Source organism: Flavobacterium alkalisoli, from assembly GCF_008000935.1.
Taxonomy (GTDB): domain Bacteria; phylum Bacteroidota; class Bacteroidia; order Flavobacteriales; family Flavobacteriaceae; genus Flavobacterium; species Flavobacterium alkalisoli.
In genome coordinates this window covers 3,743,089-3,762,575 of sequence record NZ_CP042831.1, presented here as the reverse complement: position 1 = coordinate 3,762,575, position 19,487 = coordinate 3,743,089, and the positions used below count along the sequence as shown (strand labels likewise).

At 38.6% G+C, this 19,487-nt stretch carries 20 protein-coding genes and 6 pseudogenes; 13 read left to right on the top strand and 13 right to left on the bottom strand.

Annotated elements, in window-relative coordinates:
• The first annotated feature begins 56 nt into the window (after positions 1-56).
• From FUA48_RS17155 to FUA48_RS17130, 6 genes and pseudogenes are all read left to right on the top strand, one after another.
• Entirely contained in the window at positions 57-1,049 is a 993-nt protein-coding gene (locus FUA48_RS17155; RefSeq protein WP_147584714.1) for a M48 family metalloprotease, read from the top strand.
• Positions 1,050-1,139: 90 nt separating this feature from the next.
• The gene (locus tag FUA48_RS17150; RefSeq protein ID WP_165357710.1) at positions 1,140-1,697 is read left to right on the top strand and encodes a putative glycolipid-binding domain-containing protein; all 558 of its coding nucleotides are present in this window, start codon (positions 1,140-1,142) and stop codon (positions 1,695-1,697) included.
• A gap of 109 nt (positions 1,698-1,806) precedes the next feature.
• A pseudogene (locus FUA48_RS17145) lies at positions 1,807-2,498 on the top strand (HAD family hydrolase).
• Positions 2,499-2,507: 9 nt separating this feature from the next.
• Complete coding sequence (locus tag FUA48_RS17140) at positions 2,508-3,068, top strand: YdeI/OmpD-associated family protein (RefSeq protein ID WP_147584693.1); 561 nt, start codon at positions 2,508-2,510, stop codon at positions 3,066-3,068.
• An 86-nt stretch (positions 3,069-3,154) separates the two neighbouring features.
• Positions 3,155-3,775 (top strand): N-acetylmuramoyl-L-alanine amidase family protein, encoded by a 621-nt coding sequence (locus tag FUA48_RS17135; RefSeq protein WP_147584707.1) that lies wholly within the window; start codon positions 3,155-3,157, stop codon positions 3,773-3,775.
• Positions 3,776-3,780: 5 nt separating this feature from the next.
• On the top strand, positions 3,781-4,215 hold the full coding sequence (locus tag FUA48_RS17130; RefSeq protein WP_147584689.1) for a DUF6526 family protein: 435 nt from the start codon (positions 3,781-3,783) through the stop codon (positions 4,213-4,215).
• Positions 4,216-4,300: 85 nt separating this feature from the next.
• On the opposite strand, the gene FUA48_RS17125 is transcribed toward FUA48_RS17130, so the two are convergent.
• Together FUA48_RS17125 and FUA48_RS18465 are read right to left on the bottom strand one after the other, a co-directional pair.
• Positions 4,301-4,648, bottom strand: coding sequence for a hypothetical protein (locus tag FUA48_RS17125; protein WP_147584687.1), 348 nt, complete (start codon positions 4,646-4,648; stop codon positions 4,301-4,303).
• Positions 4,649-4,654: 6 nt separating this feature from the next.
• Entirely contained in the window at positions 4,655-4,819 is a 165-nt protein-coding gene (locus tag FUA48_RS18465) for a hypothetical protein (RefSeq protein WP_168197008.1), read from the bottom strand.
• Between the two features lie 305 nt (positions 4,820-5,124).
• Here FUA48_RS18465 and FUA48_RS17120 point away from each other — a divergent pair, with 305 nt between their 5' ends.
• The gene (locus tag FUA48_RS17120; RefSeq protein ID WP_147584684.1) at positions 5,125-5,667 is read left to right on the top strand and encodes a YceI family protein; all 543 of its coding nucleotides are present in this window, start codon (positions 5,125-5,127) and stop codon (positions 5,665-5,667) included.
• Between the two features lie 62 nt (positions 5,668-5,729).
• On the opposite strand, the gene FUA48_RS17115 is transcribed toward FUA48_RS17120, so the two are convergent.
• Positions 5,730-6,251, bottom strand: coding sequence for a YceI family protein (locus tag FUA48_RS17115; protein ID WP_147584709.1), 522 nt, complete (start codon positions 6,249-6,251; stop codon positions 5,730-5,732).
• A gap of 305 nt (positions 6,252-6,556) precedes the next feature.
• On the opposite strand from FUA48_RS17115, the gene FUA48_RS18460 reads away from it, so the two are divergent.
• The gene (locus tag FUA48_RS18460; protein ID WP_168197008.1) at positions 6,557-6,721 is read left to right on the top strand and encodes a hypothetical protein; all 165 of its coding nucleotides are present in this window, start codon (positions 6,557-6,559) and stop codon (positions 6,719-6,721) included.
• Positions 6,722-6,727: 6 nt separating this feature from the next.
• Positions 6,728-7,075: a hypothetical protein gene (locus FUA48_RS17110; protein WP_147584687.1), complete on the top strand. Its 348-nt coding sequence runs from the start codon at positions 6,728-6,730 to the stop codon at positions 7,073-7,075.
• Positions 7,076-7,159: 84 nt separating this feature from the next.
• Here FUA48_RS17110 and FUA48_RS17105 read toward each other — a convergent pair whose 3' ends face one another.
• The 7 genes and pseudogenes from FUA48_RS17105 to FUA48_RS17075 all read right to left on the bottom strand — a co-directional run bounded on the left by FUA48_RS17105 (position 7,160) and on the right by FUA48_RS17075 (position 11,322).
• Entirely contained in the window at positions 7,160-7,594 is a 435-nt protein-coding gene (locus tag FUA48_RS17105) for a DUF6526 family protein (protein ID WP_147584689.1), read from the bottom strand.
• A 5-nt stretch (positions 7,595-7,599) separates the two neighbouring features.
• Complete coding sequence (locus tag FUA48_RS17100; RefSeq protein WP_147584707.1) at positions 7,600-8,220, bottom strand: N-acetylmuramoyl-L-alanine amidase family protein; 621 nt, start codon at positions 8,218-8,220, stop codon at positions 7,600-7,602.
• A gap of 86 nt (positions 8,221-8,306) precedes the next feature.
• The gene (locus FUA48_RS17095) at positions 8,307-8,789 is read right to left on the bottom strand and encodes a YdeI/OmpD-associated family protein (RefSeq protein ID WP_317130697.1); all 483 of its coding nucleotides are present in this window, start codon (positions 8,787-8,789) and stop codon (positions 8,307-8,309) included.
• Between the two features lie 88 nt (positions 8,790-8,877).
• Positions 8,878-9,571, bottom strand: a pseudogene (locus FUA48_RS17090) (HAD family hydrolase).
• A gap of 109 nt (positions 9,572-9,680) precedes the next feature.
• Positions 9,681-10,238 (bottom strand): putative glycolipid-binding domain-containing protein, encoded by a 558-nt coding sequence (locus tag FUA48_RS17085; protein WP_165357710.1) that lies wholly within the window; start codon positions 10,236-10,238, stop codon positions 9,681-9,683.
• A gap of 90 nt (positions 10,239-10,328) precedes the next feature.
• The gene (locus FUA48_RS17080; protein WP_147584705.1) at positions 10,329-10,613 is read right to left on the bottom strand and encodes a hypothetical protein; all 285 of its coding nucleotides are present in this window, start codon (positions 10,611-10,613) and stop codon (positions 10,329-10,331) included.
• A complete protein-coding gene (locus tag FUA48_RS17075) occupies positions 10,579-11,322 on the bottom strand; it encodes a M48 family metalloprotease (protein ID WP_147584703.1) in 744 nt (247 codons plus the stop codon). Before FUA48_RS17075 ends, FUA48_RS17080 begins: the two co-directional genes overlap by 35 nt.
• A gap of 195 nt (positions 11,323-11,517) precedes the next feature.
• On the opposite strand from FUA48_RS17075, the gene FUA48_RS17070 reads away from it, so the two are divergent.
• From FUA48_RS17070 to FUA48_RS17055, 4 genes and pseudogenes are all read left to right on the top strand, one after another.
• Complete coding sequence (locus FUA48_RS17070) at positions 11,518-12,141, top strand: TetR/AcrR family transcriptional regulator (RefSeq protein ID WP_147584701.1); 624 nt, start codon at positions 11,518-11,520, stop codon at positions 12,139-12,141.
• Positions 12,131-13,420 (top strand): TolC family protein, encoded by a 1,290-nt coding sequence (locus FUA48_RS17065; RefSeq protein ID WP_317130696.1) that lies wholly within the window; start codon positions 12,131-12,133, stop codon positions 13,418-13,420. Before FUA48_RS17070 ends, FUA48_RS17065 begins: the two co-directional genes overlap by 11 nt.
• Before the next feature lie 67 nt (positions 13,421-13,487).
• Positions 13,488-14,565, top strand: a pseudogene (locus FUA48_RS17060) (HlyD family secretion protein).
• A 1-nt stretch (position 14,566) separates the two neighbouring features.
• Positions 14,567-16,154: pseudogene (locus tag FUA48_RS17055) on the top strand (DHA2 family efflux MFS transporter permease subunit).
• A 143-nt stretch (positions 16,155-16,297) separates the two neighbouring features.
• Here the strand turns inward: FUA48_RS17055 and FUA48_RS17050 are convergent.
• The 3 genes and pseudogenes from FUA48_RS17050 to FUA48_RS18655 all read right to left on the bottom strand — a co-directional run bounded on the left by FUA48_RS17050 (position 16,298) and on the right by FUA48_RS18655 (position 19,476).
• A pseudogene (locus FUA48_RS17050) lies at positions 16,298-17,882 on the bottom strand (DHA2 family efflux MFS transporter permease subunit).
• A gap of 1 nt (position 17,883) precedes the next feature.
• Positions 17,884-18,960, bottom strand: a pseudogene (locus tag FUA48_RS17045) (HlyD family secretion protein).
• Between the two features lie 9 nt (positions 18,961-18,969).
• Complete coding sequence (locus FUA48_RS18655) at positions 18,970-19,476, bottom strand: TolC family protein (protein WP_317130695.1); 507 nt, start codon at positions 19,474-19,476, stop codon at positions 18,970-18,972.
• Positions 19,477-19,487: the final 11 nt, after the last annotated feature.

The window sequence follows — 19,487 nt, the reverse complement described above, 5'->3', positions numbered from 1 at the left end:
TTCCGTTAGTATTATGTTATATAAAACCAAATGTCAAATTTATTCTCCTAAGCCAAATGAAGATTTTAAAAGCCTTTCTATTAAGTTTTGCCCTATGCAGTACGGCCGGAGTTAGTGCACAAAAGGTATTTGCTTCGGCAAAATATACCCAAATGTGCAGTTATTACGGAGAAGCTGTTACGGGTGATATCCATGCCTATAAACCCGAAGCCTCGGCAGAGTCGGCAGTAAAAAATATTATGTCGGTAATTGGCCTTAAAGCTAATTTTGAATTGCGTGCTGCAAATGTACCTAATGCAGCTGCCGTTATTTTAAAAGGCAAACGCTATATATTATATAACCCAAAGTTTATGGCTAACATCAACTCGGTAACGGGTAGTGACTGGGCAGCCATAAGTATACTGGCACATGAAATAGGCCACCACCTTAACGGGCATACGCTGGACAATGTGGGCAGCAGGCCACAAACCGAGCTGGATGCCGATGAGTTTTCCGGTTTTGTATTGGGCAGGTTGGGAGCCACTCTTGCCGATGCACAGGCAGTAATGGGTACCATAGCCAGTATTAAGGGGTCGCATTCTCATCCGCCTAAAAGCGACAGGCTTATTGCCATTGCGGCAGGATGGAATAGGGCAGGAGGGACTGCTATTGCTGCACAACCCGTAGTGCAAACCCAGCCGGAAAAACCAAAACCTGTAGTAATAGCCGAAAAACCAAAAGAGGTAACCCAACCGAAACAGGTTTTAGTAGAGAGAAACCTGACTCGTGAGGAAAGGATACAGCAAAGTGCACAATATGATAAGAACATAGCGAGTGACGCTTACTTTCGTGATGATCCTAAGGGCAAATATTACCTTACGGTAAAAGGTAACCTGGTTCAGGTGGAAAGAGATAAGGTATATTTAGTGGCCAGACTCGTTAGATCAAACAGATCGGGATATAAAATGATGCTTACCGATAATGATAAAACCAACCTTTATATAGGTAATGGTGGTGCTTTGGTTAACGAATCGGGTAGTACAGTGGGTGTACTAAAGGCAAGGCGTTAAATGTCTCATTATTAATGATTAATTGCTGATAAAATAGTAAATTAGATGCGGTTTTGGCTCAAGCTTAAACCGCTTTTAATTTTCACGGATATGCAGTTGAGTATTTTATGGAAGGGAATAAAAAACGACACAGACGAACATTGTGCCGTAAATTACCGTGATACCACTATCTCGGTACATTCTGAAATTGAAGGTTGGGTTAAAAGAAAACCTGTTTATGCAGAATACTGGTTAACACTTAACAATAACTGGGAAGTAAGGTCGTTTGAGATATCGGCTAATGTGGCTGATAAGACCTATAAATATTCCCTTGGTTTAGATGATAACGAACACTGGAAATGCAAAAAGAACCTGCCTCATTTTTACTTTGAGGGCTGTAACTATATTGATATATCGCTAACTCCGTTAACAAACACGCTTCCGGTAAATAATTTACATTTACTGAAAGGCGAAAGCAAAGAGATTAGCCTTATTTATGTAGATATACTGGCTAATGAGGCAAGAAGGGAAAGGCAAAAATATACCAGGTTGGACGAGCAGCTTTACCGCTTTGATAACCTGAAAGGCTTTACGGCAGATATTGAGGTAGATAAGGATGGTTTTGTTGTAGATTACCCGGGGCTGTTTGAGCTTGTACAGATACGATAAGTTTTATTAAGGCATTTGTATAATGGTGCATAAAATTGAGAATGGCTTTATTATTCAATGTAAGGTTTAAGCTAAATCTTTAAATTTGTAGAAAACCATTTGTAAAGCCATGAAATCTTTAAAAGTAATTGCCTTTGATGCCGACGACACCCTTTTTATAAACGAACCCTATTTTGAAGAGACCGAAAAGAAATTTTGCGGACTCATGGAAAACTATCTTTCCCATCAAAGCCTGTCGCAAGCACTCTTTAAACACCAGATAGAAAATCTTCCGCTGTATGGTTACGGCATTAAAAGCTATATCCTAAGCATGATACAAACAGCCATAGAGGTTTCAGATGGTACTGTTAGCATAAAACATATCGATAAGGTACTGGAACTGGGTAAGGAACTCCTGCAAAAGCCCATAGTATTATTAGAAGGGGTAGAGCAAACCCTACAGGCACTTCATGGGAATTATAAACTGGTCGTAGCAACAAAAGGCGACCTTAAAGACCAACAGCGTAAGCTGCATGATTCAGGCCTTGGGGAATACTTTCACCACATAGAGGTTATGGCCGATAAAAAAGAACTTAACTATAACAAGCTCTTAAAAAGGCTGGATATAGAACCGCATGAGTTCTTTATGATAGGGAATTCATTGAGGTCGGATGTATTGCCGGTGCTTAATATTGGCGGGTATGCCTGTCATGTTCCGTTTCATACTACATGGGCACACGAGCTTATAGATCATGAAATTGAACACGATAATTTTATGAAATAAAAAAACTGAACGAAATTATCCCATTACTGCTACCTTAATAACTATCCATGAAACCACACTTTTTTAAAACTCCTGCCCACTTTAGGGAATGGCTGGAAGAGAATCATGAAACAGCCGCTGAGCTGCTTGTCGGTTTTTATAAGGTAGGTACCGGAAAGCCAAGTATTACATGGCCACAATCGGTAGATGAGGCGCTATGTTTTGGTTGGATAGACGGTATCAGGCGTACTATTGATAAAGAAGCTTATTCCATACGGTTTACTCCGCGAAGGACAACCAGTATATGGAGTGCAGTAAACGTAAAAAAGATGGAAGAGCTGCTGGCAGCCGGTTTGGTTAAGCCTATGGGGATAGCAGCTTATGAAAAACTGAAAGAGGGCAAAACTAAAATATATTCCCATGAAAGGAAAGCTCCTGCAGAGTTTACCAATGAGCAGGAAAAAATCTTTAAAAACCATAAAGCTGCCTGGGAATTTTTTAATGCTCAGGCGCCTTATTATAAAAATCTTATGAAGCATTGGGTTACTTCTGCCAAGCAGGAAAAAACACAGATATCCCGACTGGAAAAACTGATAGATACGTCAAAGAAAAGCCAAAGAATCCGATAAAAGGTCATTTTTGTACGTTAAAGCGCACATTTTTTTATATATTTTTGGTGGTGTTAGTATACACATAAACTCAAAACCAGCTAATTATGAAAAAACACCTTATCAGAAATCTTTTCGCTATCGGAGTACTAATATGTTTTGCTTTTGCATTACCAAATTTCAGCAAAAAAGAATTTAACGTAGTTATAGATGCCGCACACGGCGGTAAAGACTATGGAGCTGTATATAATGATTACATGGAGAAAGATATTGCTGCAATTATCGCTAAGAAAATTGAAGTACTTAATAAAGACAACAAGGATGTAAAAATTCATTTTACAAGAACAGGAGATGAATTCGTCAACTTAAACGAAAGAGTAGAGACCATCAATAAGATTAAGCCCGATCTTGTTTTATCTTTACACCTTAATGCTGCAAGAAATCCTGAAAATACTGTTTCAGGTATGGAAATTTTTATAGCTAATGAATCCGACCAGAAAGAACAGTCGGCACAGTATGCAAAACAGCTTACCGATAAAATAGGAAAAGATTATAATGTGGTAACTAAAGAAGCGGGTTTCTATATGCTTAAAAAAGCAGAAGCTCCGGCGCTTGTTTTTGAAATGGGCTTTATTACTTCAGAAAAAGACAGAGGTTACCTTACAACAGAAGAAGGTCAGGATAAGCTTGCTAACTTAATAGCGAACTTTATTACCGACATAAAATAATTATCATGAAAGAACAGAACTATACAAATCATATACGTTTTTACACACCGCACCATTTTGTGTTTTACCCTGTAATGATTTTATTAATGGGTATTTGTGTAGGATATGCTTTTAATAACGAAGACTGGCTTATATGGCTATTTATGTTCCTTCTTTTTTTATCGGTTACACTGGTAAGCTTTATGCTAAGGCAACATTATGCCTTAACGCTGCAGGACAGGATAGTTTTACTGGAACTGCGTTACCGTTATTATGCAACTACCGGCAACAGGCTGGAGCCTTATGAAGAGAATCTTAGCAAAGGACAGCTTTTTGCGCTTCGTTTTGCTCCCGATGATGAGCTTCCCGCCTTATTGCAAAGGGCAATAGACGAGAACCTGTCGCCAAATTCTATAAAGAAATCGGTTAGAAACTGGAAACCCGATAATAACAGGGTATAAAATAAAAAAAAGCCTGCTCTAAAAGCAGGCTTCTTACATAGAATTAGGGTTGGAACCCCACACAAAAAAAATCTTTCTCTAACTCCTAGATATTTCTTCGGTCGTCGTGGTCATAATGTTGTTCGTCATCATTATAACGTCCGTGCGTTCTTCTTTCCTCATCAATGTCTCTGCCGGGGCTGCGCTGCATCTGATCACTTTCATTCCAGTTACGGTCTGTATCTCCTTTAGCCCTGCGTTCTTCGCGCCATGTGCCTTCATCTTCATTAAAAGTTCTGGAGTGCATTTGCCTTGCATCGTCAAGGTTACGTTCTGTAGAGGACCTGTTGTCCCTTTCCCAATATTCCCTACGGTCAGCATTACGTCCCCTTGCCCTTACAGGCTCGTCGGACTTGTTTCCTAAATGACCGGTATTTTCATTTTTATCAGTCATAATATGTTAGTTTGAATTATTATTGTTGTTTTCTCTTTCCTTTCTTTCTGAGACCTTTTCAGCTTCAGAAACATATTTTTTTGTTCCTTTAATGTCAGTTTCACTCAAATCTTCCCCACTTGAAACTTTAGGAGCGGGAGTTTGTCTTTGGTCTTCTTCATTATGTCCCATAACTCTTTTATTTTTTGGTTATATACAAAGTTCGCCACTATATACTGGCTACAGTAGCCAATTAACACTACTTTTTACGGGAAATGTTAGAAAAAGCTTTAACACTATGCGGAAGCGCGCTATATAAAGCATATTAACATTTAGAGTCTTAGCAATTGTAAAGGAAAGTTTAACAAACAATTCACTTAAATAGTTGTAAAAGAGGGGGTAATAGTGAGTAAATTAGTAGTTGTATTATAAGGTTATCCTTATAAAAAGGAAACTAAAAATGCATATTAACCAATTTTAAAAATGAACATACTACTATGGAAAGAGCAAAATGGATACTGGATCTATCCCATTCTGATATACAGTTTAAGATAAGGCATTTGGTTATAGCAAATATCTCAGGGTATTTCAGGGCGTTTTCAGGTACCATGTATGCCGGTAAGGATGATTTTACCGATGCCGAGTTTAAACTTACTGTTGATGTTTACAGTGTAGACACCAATAATGTAGAAAGGGATGAACACTTAAAGTCAGCCGATTTCTTTAATGCTGATTACTATCCTGAAATGGAGTTTGTGTCTCAATCTTTTAATCACATTGATGGGGATAGGTATGACCTTACCGGTAACATAACCATAAAAGGCATTACAAGACCAATAACCTTTAAAGTATTATTTGGTGGAGAAGCTAAAGACGGCTTTGGAAATATGAGAGCCGGCTTTGATATAACCGGAGAAGTAAACCGTAATGATTTTGATATACATTCTAACGATACTACAGAAGCAGGCGGACTGGTATTGGGAGAAGAAATTAAAATGCATGCTAACATACAATTCGTAAAGGAAACCGATTATAATTAAAAAAAAAGCAGGATTTTATCCTGCTTTTTTATGTGTCCATATTTCCTCGATTGCGTTTGTTTTCAGGATGTGAAGACGGGTATCTGTCCTCTTCCGTATCCGAATTGAAATCGCGGTTTTCTGCTGTTTCCATATCTTCGTATATCAAAATCATTACGGTTTACTTCTCCGGTTATATCAAAGCCGGCTCTCATATTTCCAAAGCCGTCTTTAGCTTCTCCACCAAATAATACTTTAAAGGTTATTGGTCTTGTAATGCCTTTTATGGTTATGTTACCGGTAAGGTCATACCTATCCCCATCAATGTGATTAAAAGATTGAGACACAAACTCCATTTCAGGATAGTAATCAGCATTAAAGAAATCGGCTGACTTTAAGTGTTCATCCCTTTCTACATTATTGGTGTCTACACTGTAAACATCAACAGTAAGTTTAAACTCGGCATCGGTAAAATCATCCTTACCGGCATACATGGTACCTGAAAACGCCCTGAAATACCCTGAGATATTTGCTATAACCAAATGCCTTATCTTAAACTGTATATCAGAATGGGATAGATCCAGTATCCATTTTGCTCTTTCCATAGTAGTATGTTCATTTTTAAAATTGGTTAATATGCATTTTTAGTTTCCTTTTTATAAGGATAACCTTATAATACAACTACTAATTTACTCACTATTACCCCCTCTTTTACAACTATTTAAGTGAATTGTTTGTTAAACTTTCCTTTACAATTGCTAAGACTCTAAATGTTAATATGCTTTATATAGCGCGCTTCCGCATAGTGTTAAAGCTTTTTCTAACATTTCCCGTAAAAAGTAGTGTTAATTGGCTACTGTAGCCAGTATATAGTGGCGAACTTTGTATATAACCAAAAAATAAAAGAGTTATGGGACATAATGAAGAAGACCAAAGACAAACTCCCGCTCCTAAAGTTTCAAGTGGGGAAGATTTGAGTGAAACTGACATTAAAGGAACAAAAAAATATGTTTCTGAAGCTGAAAAGGTCTCAGAAAGAAAGGAAAGAGAAAACAACAATAATAATTCAAACTAACATATTATGACTGATAAAAATGAAAATACCGGTCATTTAGGAAACAAGTCCGACGAGCCTGTAAGGGCAAGGGGACGTAATGCTGACCGTAGGGAATATTGGGAAAGGGACAACAGGTCCTCTACAGAACGTAACCTTGACGATGCAAGGCAAATGCACTCCAGAACTTTTAATGAAGATGAAGGCACATGGCGCGAAGAACGCAGGGCTAAAGGAGATACAGACCGTAACTGGAATGAAAGTGATCAGATGCAGCGCAGCCCCGGCAGAGACATTGATGAGGAAAGAAGAACGCACGGACGTTATAATGATGACGAACAACATTATGACCACGACGACCGAAGAAATATCTAGGAGTTAGAGAAAGATTTTTTTGTGTGGGGTTCCAACCCTAATTCTATGTAAGAAGCCTGCTTTTAGAGCAGGCTTTTTTTTATTTTATACCCTGTTATTATCGGGTTTCCAGTTTCTAACCGATTTCTTTATAGAATTTGGCGACAGGTTCTCGTCTATTGCCCTTTGCAATAAGGCGGGAAGCTCATCATCGGGAGCAAAACGAAGCGCAAAAAGCTGTCCTTTGCTAAGATTCTCTTCATAAGGCTCCAGCCTGTTGCCGGTAGTTGCATAATAACGGTAACGCAGTTCCAGTAAAACTATCCTGTCCTGCAGCGTTAAGGCATAATGTTGCCTTAGCATAAAGCTTACCAGTGTAACCGATAAAAAAAGAAGGAACATAAATAGCCATATAAGCCAGTCTTCGTTATTAAAAGCATATCCTACACAAATACCCATTAATAAAATCATTACAGGGTAAAACACAAAATGGTGCGGTGTGTAAAAACGTATATGATTTGTATAGTTCTGTTCTTTCATGATAATTATTTTATGTCGGTAATAAAGTTCGCTATTAAGTTAGCAAGCTTATCCTGACCTTCTTCTGTTGTAAGGTAACCTCTGTCTTTTTCTGAAGTAATAAAGCCCATTTCAAAAACAAGCGCCGGAGCTTCTGCTTTTTTAAGCATATAGAAACCCGCTTCTTTAGTTACCACATTATAATCTTTTCCTATTTTATCGGTAAGCTGTTTTGCATACTGTGCCGACTGTTCTTTCTGGTCGGATTCATTAGCTATAAAAATTTCCATACCTGAAACAGTATTTTCAGGATTTCTTGCAGCATTAAGGTGTAAAGATAAAACAAGATCGGGCTTAATCTTATTGATGGTCTCTACTCTTTCGTTTAAGTTGACGAATTCATCTCCTGTTCTTGTAAAATGAATTTTTACATCCTTGTTGTCTTTATTAAGTACTTCAATTTTCTTAGCGATAATTGCAGCAATATCTTTCTCCATGTAATCATTATATACAGCTCCATAGTCTTTACCGCCGTGTGCGGCATCTATAACTACGTTAAATTCTTTTTTGCTGAAATTTGGTAATGCAAAAGCAAAACATATTAGTACTCCGATAGCGAAAAGATTTCTGATAAGGTGTTTTTTCATAATTAGCTGGTTTTGAGTTTATGTGTATACTAACACCACCAAAAATATATAAAAAAATGTGCGCTTTAACGTACAAAAATGACCTTTTATCGGATTCTTTGGCTTTTCTTTGACGTATCTATCAGTTTTTCCAGTCGGGATATGTGTGTTTTTTCCTGCTTGGCAGAAGTAACCCAATGCTTCATAAGATTTTTATAATAAGGCGCCTGAGCATTAAAAAATTCCCAGGCAGCTTTATGGTTTTTAAAGATTTTTTCCTGCTCATTGGTAAACTCTGCAGGAGCTTTCCTTTCATGGGAATATATTTTAGTTTTGCCCTCTTTCAGTTTTTCATAAGCTGCTATCCCCATAGGCTTAACCAAACCGGCTGCCAGCAGCTCTTCCATCTTTTTTACGTTTACTGCACTCCATATACTGGTTGTCCTTCGCGGAGTAAACCGTATGGAATAAGCTTCTTTATCAATAGTACGCCTGATACCGTCTATCCAACCAAAACATAGCGCCTCATCTACCGATTGTGGCCATGTAATACTTGGCTTTCCGGTACCTACCTTATAAAAAACCGACAAGCAGCTCAGCGGCTGTTTCATGATTCTCTTCCAGCCATTCCCTAAAGTGGGCAGGAGTTTTAAAAAAGTGTGGTTTCATGGATAGTTATTAAGGTAGCAGTAATGGGATAATTTCGTTCAGTTTTTTTATTTCATAAAAATTATCGTGTTCAATTTCATGATCTATAAGCTCGTGTGCCCATGTAGTATGAAACGGAACATGACAGGCATACCCGCCAATATTAAGCACCGGCAATACATCCGACCTCAATGAATTCCCTATCATAAAGAAACTCATGCGGTTCTATATCCAGCCTTTTTAAGAGCTTGTTATAGTTAAGTTCTTTTTTATCGGCCATAACCTCTATGTGGTGAAAGTATTCCCCAAGGCCTGAATCATGCAGCTTACGCTGTTGGTCTTTAAGGTCGCCTTTTGTTGCTACGACCAGTTTATAATTCCCATGAAGTGCCTGTAGGGTTTGCTCTACCCCTTCTAATAATACTATGGGCTTTTGCAGGAGTTCCTTACCCAGTTCCAGTACCTTATCGATATGTTTTATGCTAACAGTACCATCTGAAACCTCTATGGCTGTTTGTATCATGCTTAGGATATAGCTTTTAATGCCGTAACCATACAGCGGAAGATTTTCTATCTGGTGTTTAAAGAGTGCTTGCGACAGGCTTTGATGGGAAAGATAGTTTTCCATGAGTCCGCAAAATTTCTTTTCGGTCTCTTCAAAATAGGGTTCGTTTATAAAAAGGGTGTCGTCGGCATCAAAGGCAATTACTTTTAAAGATTTCATGGCTTTACAAATGGTTTTCTACAAATTTAAAGATTTAGCTTAAACCTTACATTGAATAATAAAGCCATTCTCAATTTTATGCACCATTATACAAATGCCTTAATAAAACTTATCGTATCTGTACAAGCTCAAACAGCCCCGGGTAATCTACAACAAAACCATCCTTATCTACCTCAATATCTGCCGTAAAGCCTTTCAGGTTATCAAAGCGGTAAAGCTGCTCGTCCAACCTGGTATATTTTTGCCTTTCCCTTCTTGCCTCATTAGCCAGTATATCTACATAAATAAGGCTAATCTCTTTGCTTTCGCCTTTCAGTAAATGTAAATTATTTACCGGAAGCGTGTTTGTTAACGGAGTTAGCGATATATCAATATAGTTACAGCCCTCAAAGTAAAAATGAGGCAGGTTCTTTTTGCATTTCCAGTGTTCGTTATCATCTAAACCAAGGGAATATTTATAGGTCTTATCAGCCACATTAGCCGATATCTCAAACGACCTTACTTCCCAGTTATTGTTAAGTGTTAACCAGTATTCTGCATAAACAGGTTTTCTTTTAACCCAACCTTCAATTTCAGAATGTACCGAGATAGTGGTATCACGGTAATTTACGGCACAATGTTCGTCTGTGTCGTTTTTTATTCCCTTCCATAAAATACTCAACTGCATATCCGTGAAAATTAAAAGCGGTTTAAGCTTGAGCCAAAACCGCATCTAATTTACTATTTTATCAGCAATTAATCATTAATAATGAGACATTTAACGCCTTGCCTTTAGTACACCCACTGTACTACCCGATTCGTTAACCAAAGCACCACCATTACCTATATAAAGGTTGGTTTTATCATTATCGGTAAGCATCATTTTATATCCCGATCTGTTTGATCTAACGAGTCTGGCCACTAAATATACCTTATCTCTTTCCACCTGAACCAGGTTACCTTTTACCGTAAGGTAATATTTGCCCTTAGGATCATCACGAAAGTAAGCGTCACTCGCTATGTTCTTATCATATATGTGCACTTTGCTGTATCCTTTCCTCACGAGTCAGGTTTCTCTCTACTAAAACCTGTTTCGGTTGGGTTACCTCTTTTGGTTTTTCGGCTATTACTACAGGTTTTGGTTTTTCCGGCTGGGTTTGCACTACGGGTTGTGCAGCAATAGCAGTCCCTCCTGCCCTATTCCATCCTGCCGCAATGGCAATAAGCCTGTCGCTTTTAGGCGGATGAGAATGCGACCCCTTAATACTGGCTATGGTACCCATTACTGCCTGTGCATCGGCAAGAGTGGCTCCCAACCTGCCCAATACAAAACCGGAAAACTCATCGGCATCCAGCTCGGTTTGTGGCCTGCTGCCCACATTGTCCAGCGTATGCCCGTTAAGGTGGTGGCCTATTTCATGTGCCAGTATACTTATGGCTGCCCAGTCACTACCCGTTACCGAGTTGATGTTAGCCATAAACTTTGGGTTATATAATATATAGCGTTTGCCTTTTAAAATAACGGCAGCTGCATTAGGTACATTTGCAGCACGCAATTCAAAATTAGCTTTAAGGCCAATTACCGACATAATATTTTTTACTGCCGACTCTGCCGAGGCTTCGGGTTTATAGGCATGGATATCACCCGTAACAGCTTCTCCGTAATAACTGCACATTTGGGTATATTTTGCCGAAGCAAATACCTTTTGTGCACTAACTCCGGCCGTACTGCATAGGGCAAAACTTAATAGAAAGGCTTTTAAAATCTTCATTTGGCTTAGGAGAATAAATTTGACATTTGGTTTTATATAACATAATACTAACGGAATAAATTAAAGGGTTAGTATACTTTTTAACACCCTTACTAACTATAACGTTATTTGTTAAATAACTGTTAACAGCAAATTTAAACAAACGTTTAATTTAAACAAACGTTTAACTTTGCAGAGAATTTTGAATTCTATATCATGACAGAATACAATGATAAGCAGTTAGAGATACTCAAAGCAGCAGAGATACTGTTTGCCAGCGAGGGCTTTGACGGCACTTCTATAAGAAGTATAGCTAAGGCTGCTAAGGTTAATATTGCAATGATCTCTTATTATTTCGGTTCAAAAGAAAAAATGCTGGAAGCTCTTATTATATACCGTACATCGGATATGAGAATGCAGCTTGACATCATTTCTAAGGAAGATCTTACTCCTTCCGAAAAAGTAGACCGACTTATAGACCTTTACATTTCCCGTATTAATAAGAACAAGTGTATGTACCAGATACTGCACTTTGAGCTTTCCACCAAAAAAAGAATAATGGACATGAAGGCATTTACCGATGTAAAACGCCAGAATATGGAAGCCTTTACCAAAATTATTAATGAAGGGCAGGAACAGGGAATATTTAGAAAAGATGTAAATATTAATCTTATACCCCCTACTATTATGGGTACACTGGTACATTTCCAGATGAACAGGCCTTTCTTTGAGGCTCACTTAGGAATCAGTACCGATGAGGCTTACGAAAACTATATAGAAAACGAGTTAACAATTCACATTAAACAAACCATTAAAGCACTTTTAGTTCATGAAAACTAGATATTTACTGCTGGCCGGGGCGTTATTTCTTTCCGGCATTACTGCAATGCAGGCTCAGGAGAAAAAGTCGCTTACCCTTGATGAGGCCATAGGTCTGGCAGTTACAAAAAGTAATGAGGCGACACTTGCCGATACTAAGGTTTCCACTTCAAAGTATGAAATGGAAAGCGTAAAGAATAATATTTATCCTGAAGTTAAACTTTCAGGGCAATACCAAAGGCTTACAGATCCTAACATTACTCTTAAAATCCCTACAGGAGACAGTAATGACGGAGAAACGGCTTCAGGCTCACCAAAAGTAGACCAGCTTATGTTAGGTATGGCAACTGTGGGTATGCCTTTGTTTTCGGGCTTTAAGCTTAAAAATAGCATAGAGGCTTCAACCGATGCTTATAATGCTGAAAGCTTTAATGCAGCGCATACTAAAGAACAAATTGCAATGCAAACCATTGTATTGTATGTTAACCTTTATAAAGCTCAGGAATCTATAAGCCTTATACAGGAAAACCTGAAAAGCGCTAACCAACGTGTTACTGACTTTACAGCTATGGAGCAAAATGGCATTATTGCCCGTAACGACCTGCTTAAAGCACAGTTACAGGCATCTAACATTGAGCTTTCTCTTGAAGATGCTAAGAAAAGAGCTTCTACCATTAACTACCAGCTGGTAACATTACTAAAGCTTCAGGAAGGTACACAGCTGGAACCAAACTCTTCTTATTTTGAAGAAGCTTCTGAATTAAACACTGCTATTACAGAACAGGATGCCATAAATCAGAGGAATGACCTTGAGGCTTTAAGATGGCAGCAAAAAGCCAGCGAAGCCAACATGAAGGTTGCCAAAGCTGACTACTACCCTACAGTAACACTTTTAGGTGGTTATGCAGCTATTGATATTAAAAACGTATTTCAGGTAACCAATGCAATTAATTTTGGTGTAGGTGTTTCTTATGACATTTCTAATCTGTTTAAAAACGGTAAGCACGTTAAAACTGCTGCCAGCCGTGCAGAAGCTACAAGACAGGAAGTGGAAATACTTACCGACAGAATTAAGGTTCAGGTACAGGATGCCCTTGAAAACTATAACCTTGCCATTAAACAAAACAGGGTTTATACACAAGCCGTTGCCCAGGCGGACGAAAATTACCGTATAGTAAAAGATAAATATGATAACGGCCTTAGCGATACAAACGACCTTTTAGAGGCAGATGTTCAACAGCTACAGGCAAAATTAAACGAAACATTCTCTAAAGCAGATATTACTCAGCGTTTACTATGAGCTGCTGAATGTTTCAGGAAAATTAACTAACTCTTTCAATCTTACTCAAACAAAATAATCCTCCATCATGGAAAAAAAGAAAACAAATAAAAAGTTCCTTTTCATACTTATAGCACTTGTAGCTGTTGGCGGAACTTATGGTACATACAAATACCTTCACTCGTTAGCTCATGAAACTACTGATGATGCACAGATAGAAAAAAACATGAGCCCTATTATACCTCGTGTTACCGGATACATTACTAAAGTATATGTAAAAGACAATGACTTTGTAAAAAAAGGCGATACGCTTTTTGTTATAGACGATAAAGATTATGTAGTAAGGGTTGAAGAAGCTAAAGCTGCACTTGCCGCTGCCGAAGGTAGTTTGCAGTTGCTAAAGCCGATGTAGGAAGCGCTGTTGCTAACGTATCGGTTTCTGAGGCTAACGTACAGTCTACAAAAGGAAACATAGAAGCTGCTAAAGTAAGGCTTTGGAGAGCCACCAACGACTTTGAGCGTTACGAAAACTTATATAAAAATCACTCCATAACTAAACAACAATTTGAGCAGGCGCAAGCCGCAAAGCAAGAGGCTGAAGCACAGTTAAACGTGTTACAGCAACAACAGGCAGCCAGCAACTACCAAAAAAATGCGATTATCTCGAAATCGAATGTGTCCAACAAACAAACGGAAGTTGCTGCTGCTAACATTGAGAAGGCCAAAGCCGCTCTTGATGCTGCAAACTTAATTTGGATTACACTGTAGTTACCGCTTCTGTAGACGGACAGGTTTCTACTATCGATTTACAGCCGGGACAGCTAGTAGCTCCGGGACAAGCCCTGTTTTACGTTATAAATAATAACGAGACATGGGTAGTGGCTAACTTTAAGGAAACTCAGCTTAACAAAATGACCGAAGGTCAAAAAGTAGTTGTGAAAGTAGATGCTTATCCTGATACCGAGTTTGAAGGTGTATTAACATCTTTCTCTCCTGCTACAGGGTCTCGTTTCTCTTTACTTCCTCCTGATAATGCTACAGGTAACTTTGTTAAGACAGTACAAAGGCTACCGGTAAAAATAAGCTTAACTGAAAATAACGATAAAGAAAAAGTAAAACTACTTCGTCCGGGTATGAACGTAGAAGTAGATGTACATATAAAATAATATGGCAGCAACAGTAACACAGGATGACAGCCTGGTAGAATATGGCTTTAGGCGGGTAATTATTACCATTACCGCGGTACTGTGTGCCCTGCTTGAAATTGTAGATACTACAATTGTAAACGTAGCATTAAACCAAATGCGCGGTACACTGGGTGCAACCCTTACCGACATTGCGTGGGTAATTACTGCCTATGCTATTGCTAATGTTATTATTATACCAATGACAAGCTGGCTGTCTCAGCAGTTTGGACGACGAAATTATTTTGCCGTATCTATTATAGTATTTACCGTAGCTTCGTTTTTATGTGGTAATGCCACTAATATATGGGAGCTTGTATTCTTTAGGTTCATACAAGGTATGGGTGGTGGTGCTCTGCTGGTAACAGCACAAACTATTATTACCGAGAGTTACCCGGCCGAAAAAAGAGGTATGGCACAGGCCATATATGGTATGGGTGTAATTGTAGGACCTACATTGGGTCCGCCGCTTGGTGGTTATATTGTAGATCACTATCACTGGGGATGGATATTTTATATAAACGTTCCGTTAGGTATTATCGCTACCCTTCTTACACTTATGTATGTAAAGAGCCCTAAATATGGCGAAAAGCTTAAACCTAATCAGGTAGACTGGTGGGGTATTGTTTTCCTGGCCTCGTTTATCGGTTCGCTACAATATGTGCTGGAACACGGACAGCAGGATGACTGGTTTGCCGATCCAACCATTATAATGCTGAGTATTATATCTGTATTTGGATTACTGGCATTTATATGGCGGGAAATGACCTACCAATACCCTATTGTAAACCTAAGCGTCCTCAAGGACAGTAACCTGCGTATAGGTACTATAATGTGTTTTATACTTGGTTTCGGTTATATGGTTCAACATTTATCGTCCTATATATACACAGTCGGTTTTAGGGTGGACAGCTCTTGAAACGGGATTATTATTAATACCCAGTTCATTAACAACAGCCTTCATGATGCCTATAATAGGTAGGTTAATACAAAAAGGAGTACCACAAACCTATATGGTTGCCGTTGGTTTCCTTGTGTTCTTCTTCTTTACCTTCTGGATGCATAACATCATTACTAATGATACGGGAGAAGAACACATGTTCTGGCCACTTATTATGCGAGGTATGGGACTTGGATTACTATTTGTACCTATTACCACACTATCACTTTCTACCCTAAAAGGTAAAGGTATTGGTGAGGGAGCAGCATTTACAGGTATGATGCGCCAGCTAGGTGGTTCTTTTGGTATCGCCATCATTACCACTTTTATTTCAAGATTTGGCCAACAGCACAGGGTAGATTTAATATCTCACCTTGATAAAGCAAGCTTTGCGGTACAGCAACGTGTAGAAGGATTAAAACACAGCTTTATGGGCAAAGGTTTCTCTGAAAGTGAATCGTTAGCTAAGGCATATCAGATACTTGACTTTAACGTAACTAAGCAGGCAACCATACTATCTTATATGGATGTATTTATGTACCTGGGTATACTATTCTTATTATGTATACCGTTTATACTGCTTGTTAAACGCGGAAAAGGTAAAGTAGATATGAGTGAGGCAATGCATTAAAATTGTTTTGGTTATTTAATATAGTAACATTAGGCTTTTGCCAAAGTGTTCAAACAAAAACTCCGAAGGCAACTTCGGAGTTTTTTTGTTTGAACACTTTGGCAAAAGCCTAATGTTACTATATTAAATAACCAAAAACAATTTTAATGCATTGCCTCACTCATATCTACTTTACCTTTTCCGCGTTTAACAAGCAGTATAAACGGTATACATAATAAGAATAGTATACCCAGGTACATAAATACATCCATATAAGATAGTATGGTTGCCTGCTTAGTTACGTTAAAGTCAAGTATCTGATATGCCTTAGCTAACGATTCACTTTCAGAGAAACCTTTGCCCATAAAGCTGTGTTTTAATCCTTCTACACGTTGCTGTACCGCAAAGCTTGCTTTATCAAGGTGAGATATTAAATCTACCCTGTGCTGTTGGCCAAATCTTGAAAAAAAGTGGTAATGATGGCGATACAAAAGAACCACCTAGCTGGCGCATCATACCTGTAAATGCTGCTCCCTCACCAATACCTTTACCTTTTAGGTAGAAAGTGATAGTGTGGTAATAGGTACAAATAGTAATCCAAGTCCCATACCTCGCATAATAAGTGGCCAGAACATGTGTTCTTCTCCCGTATCATTAGTAATGATGTTATGCATCCAGAAGGTAAAGAAGAAGAACACAAGGAAACCAACGGCAACCATATAGGTTTGTGGTACTCCTTTTGTATTAACCTACCTATTATAGGCATCATGAAGGCTGTTGTTAATGAACTGGGTATTAATAATAATCCCGTTTCAAGAGCTGTCCACCCTAAAACCGACTGTGTATATATAGGGACGATAAATGTTGAACCATATAAACCGAAACCAAGTATAAAACACATTATAGTACCTATACGCAGGTTACTGTCCTTGAGGACGCTTAGGTTTACAATAGGGTATTGGTAGGTCATTTCCCGCCATATAAATGCCAGTAATCCAAATACAGATATAATACTCAGCATTATAATGGTTGGATCGGCAAACCAGTCATCCTGCTGTCCGTGTTCCAGCACATATTGTAGCGAACCGATAAACGAGGCCAGGAAAACAATACCCCACCAGTCTACCTGATTAGGTTTAAGCTTTTCGCCATATTTAGGGCTCTTTACATACATAAGTGTAAGAAGGGTAGCGATAATACCTAACGGAACGTTTATATAAAATATCCATCCCCAGTGATAGTGATCTACAATATAACCACCAAGCGGCGGACCCAATGTAGGTCCTACAATTACACCCATACCATATATGGCCTGTGCCATACCTCTTTTTTCGGCCGGGTAACTCTCGGTAATAATAGTTTGTGCTGTTACCAGCAGAGCACCACCACCCATACCTTGTATGAACCTAAAGAATACAAGCTCCCATATATTAGTGGCATTACCACATAAAAACGAAGCTACGGTAAATACTATAATAGATACGGCAAAATAATTTCGTCGTCCAAACTGCTGAGACAGCCAGCTTGTCATTGGTATAATAATAACATTAGCAATAGCATAGGCAGTAATTACCCACGCAATGTCGGTAAGGGTTGCACCCAGTGTACCGCGCATTTGGTTTAATGCTACGTTTACAATTGTGTATCTACAATTTCAAGCAGGGCACACAGTACCGCGGTAATGGTAATAATTACCCGCCTAAAGCCATATTCTACCAGGCTGTCATCCTGTGTTACTGTTGCTGCCATATTATTTTATATGTACATCTACTTCTACGTTCATACCCGACGAAGTAGTTTTACTTTTTCTTTATCGTTATTTTCAGTTAAGCTTATTTTTACCGGTAGCCTTTGTACTGTCTTAACAAAGTTACCTGTAGCATTATCAGGAGGAAGTAAAGAGAAACGAGACCCTGTAGCAGGAGAGAAAGATGTTAATACACCTTCAAACTCGGTATCAGGATAAGCATCTACTTTCACAACTACTTTTTGACCTTCGGTCATTTTGTTAAGCTGAGTTTCCTTAAAGTTAGCCACTACCCATGTCTCGTTATTTATAACGTAAAACAGGGCTTGTCCCGGAGCTACTAGCTGTCCCGGCTGTAAATCGATAGTAGAAACCTGTCCGTCTACAGAAGCGGTAACTACAGTGTAATCCAAATTAAGTTTTGCAGCATCAAGAGCGGCTTTGGCCTTCTCAATGTTAGCAGCAGCAACTTCCGTTTGTTTGTTGGACACATTCGATTTCGAGATAATCGCATTTTTTTGGTAGTTGCTGGCTGCCTGTTGTTGCTGTAACACGTTTAACTGTGCTTCAGCCTCTTGCTTTGCGGCTTGCGCCTGCTCAAATTGTTGTTTAGTTATGGAGTGATTTTTATATAAGTTTTCGTAACGCTCAAAGTCGTTGGTGGCTCTCCAAAGCCTTACTTTAGCAGCTTCTATGTTTCCTTTTGTAGACTGTACGTTAGGCCTCAGAAACCGATACGTTAGCAACAGCGCTTCCTACATCGGCTTTAGCAACTGCAAAACTACCTTCGGCAGCGGCAAGTGCAGCTTTAGCTTCTTCAACCCTTACTACATAATCTTTATCGTCTATAACAAAAAGCGTATCGCCTTTTTTTACAAAGTCATTGTCTTTTACATATACTTTAGTAATGTATCCGGTAACACGAGGTATAATAGGGCTCATGTTTTTTTCTATCTGTGCATCATCAGTAGTTTCATGAGCTAACGAGTGAAGGTATTTGTATGTACCATAAGTTCCGCCAACAGCTACAAGTGCTATAAGTATGAAAAGGAACTTTTTATTTGTTTTCTTTTTTTCCATGATGGAGGATTATTTTGTTTGAGTAAGATTGAAAGAGTTAGTTAATTTTCCTGAAACATTCAGCAGCTCATAGTAACGCTGAGTAATATCTGCTTTAGAGAATGTTTCGTTTAATTTTGCCTGTAGCTGTTGAACATCTGCCTCTAAAAGGTCGTTTGTATCGCTAAGGCCGTTATCATATTTATCTTTTACTATACGGTAATTTTCGTCCGCCTGGGCAACGGCTTGTGTATAAACCCTGTTTTGTTTAATGGCAAGGTTATAGTTTTCAAGGGCATCCTGTACCTGAACCTTAATTCTGTCGGTAAGTATTTCCACTTCCTGTCTTGTAGCTTCTGCACGGCTGGCAGCAGTTTTAACGTGCTTACCGTTTTTAAACAGATTAGAAATGTCATAAGAAACACCTACACCAAAATTAATTGCATTGGTTACCTGAAATACGTTTTTAATATCAATAGCTGCATAACCACCTAAAAGTGTTACTGTAGGGTAGTAGTCAGCTTTGGCAACCTTCATGTTGGCTTCGC

Excerpts from the sequence above, each read along its gene's own strand:
- FUA48_RS17130 (WP_147584689.1), top strand. The coding sequence starts at position 3,781 with ATGAAAGAACAGAACTATACAAATCATATACGTTTTTACACACCGCAC.
- FUA48_RS17115 (WP_147584709.1), bottom strand. The coding sequence starts at position 6,251 with ATGGAAAGAGCAAAATGGATACTGGATCTATCCCATTCTGATATACAG.
- FUA48_RS18460 (WP_168197008.1), top strand. The coding sequence starts at position 6,557 with ATGGGACATAATGAAGAAGACCAAAGACAAACTCCCGCTCCTAAAGTT.
- FUA48_RS17065 (WP_317130696.1), top strand. The coding sequence starts at position 12,131 with ATGAAAACTAGATATTTACTGCTGGCCGGGGCGTTATTTCTTTCCGGC.
- FUA48_RS17135 (WP_147584707.1), top strand. The coding sequence starts at position 3,155 with ATGAAAAAACACCTTATCAGAAATCTTTTCGCTATCGGAGTACTAATA.
- FUA48_RS17075 (WP_147584703.1), bottom strand. The coding sequence starts at position 11,322 with ATGAAGATTTTAAAAGCCTTTCTATTAAGTTTTGCCCTATGCAGTACG.
- FUA48_RS17085 (WP_165357710.1), bottom strand. The coding sequence starts at position 10,238 with ATGCAGTTGAGTATTTTATGGAAGGGAATAAAAAACGACACAGACGAA.
- FUA48_RS17110 (WP_147584687.1), top strand. The coding sequence starts at position 6,728 with ATGACTGATAAAAATGAAAATACCGGTCATTTAGGAAACAAGTCCGAC.
- FUA48_RS18465 (WP_168197008.1), bottom strand. The coding sequence starts at position 4,819 with ATGGGACATAATGAAGAAGACCAAAGACAAACTCCCGCTCCTAAAGTT.
- FUA48_RS18655 (WP_317130695.1), bottom strand. The coding sequence starts at position 19,476 with ATGAAGGTTGCCAAAGCTGACTACTACCCTACAGTAACACTTTTAGGT.
- FUA48_RS17120 (WP_147584684.1), top strand. The coding sequence starts at position 5,125 with ATGGAAAGAGCAAAATGGATACTGGATCTATCCCATTCTGATATACAG.
- FUA48_RS17100 (WP_147584707.1), bottom strand. The coding sequence starts at position 8,220 with ATGAAAAAACACCTTATCAGAAATCTTTTCGCTATCGGAGTACTAATA.
- FUA48_RS17070 (WP_147584701.1), top strand. The coding sequence starts at position 11,518 with ATGACAGAATACAATGATAAGCAGTTAGAGATACTCAAAGCAGCAGAG.
- FUA48_RS17105 (WP_147584689.1), bottom strand. The coding sequence starts at position 7,594 with ATGAAAGAACAGAACTATACAAATCATATACGTTTTTACACACCGCAC.
- FUA48_RS17125 (WP_147584687.1), bottom strand. The coding sequence starts at position 4,648 with ATGACTGATAAAAATGAAAATACCGGTCATTTAGGAAACAAGTCCGAC.
- FUA48_RS17150 (WP_165357710.1), top strand. The coding sequence starts at position 1,140 with ATGCAGTTGAGTATTTTATGGAAGGGAATAAAAAACGACACAGACGAA.
- FUA48_RS17140 (WP_147584693.1), top strand. The coding sequence starts at position 2,508 with ATGAAACCACACTTTTTTAAAACTCCTGCCCACTTTAGGGAATGGCTG.
- FUA48_RS17155 (WP_147584714.1), top strand. The coding sequence starts at position 57 with ATGAAGATTTTAAAAGCCTTTCTATTAAGTTTTGCCCTATGCAGTACG.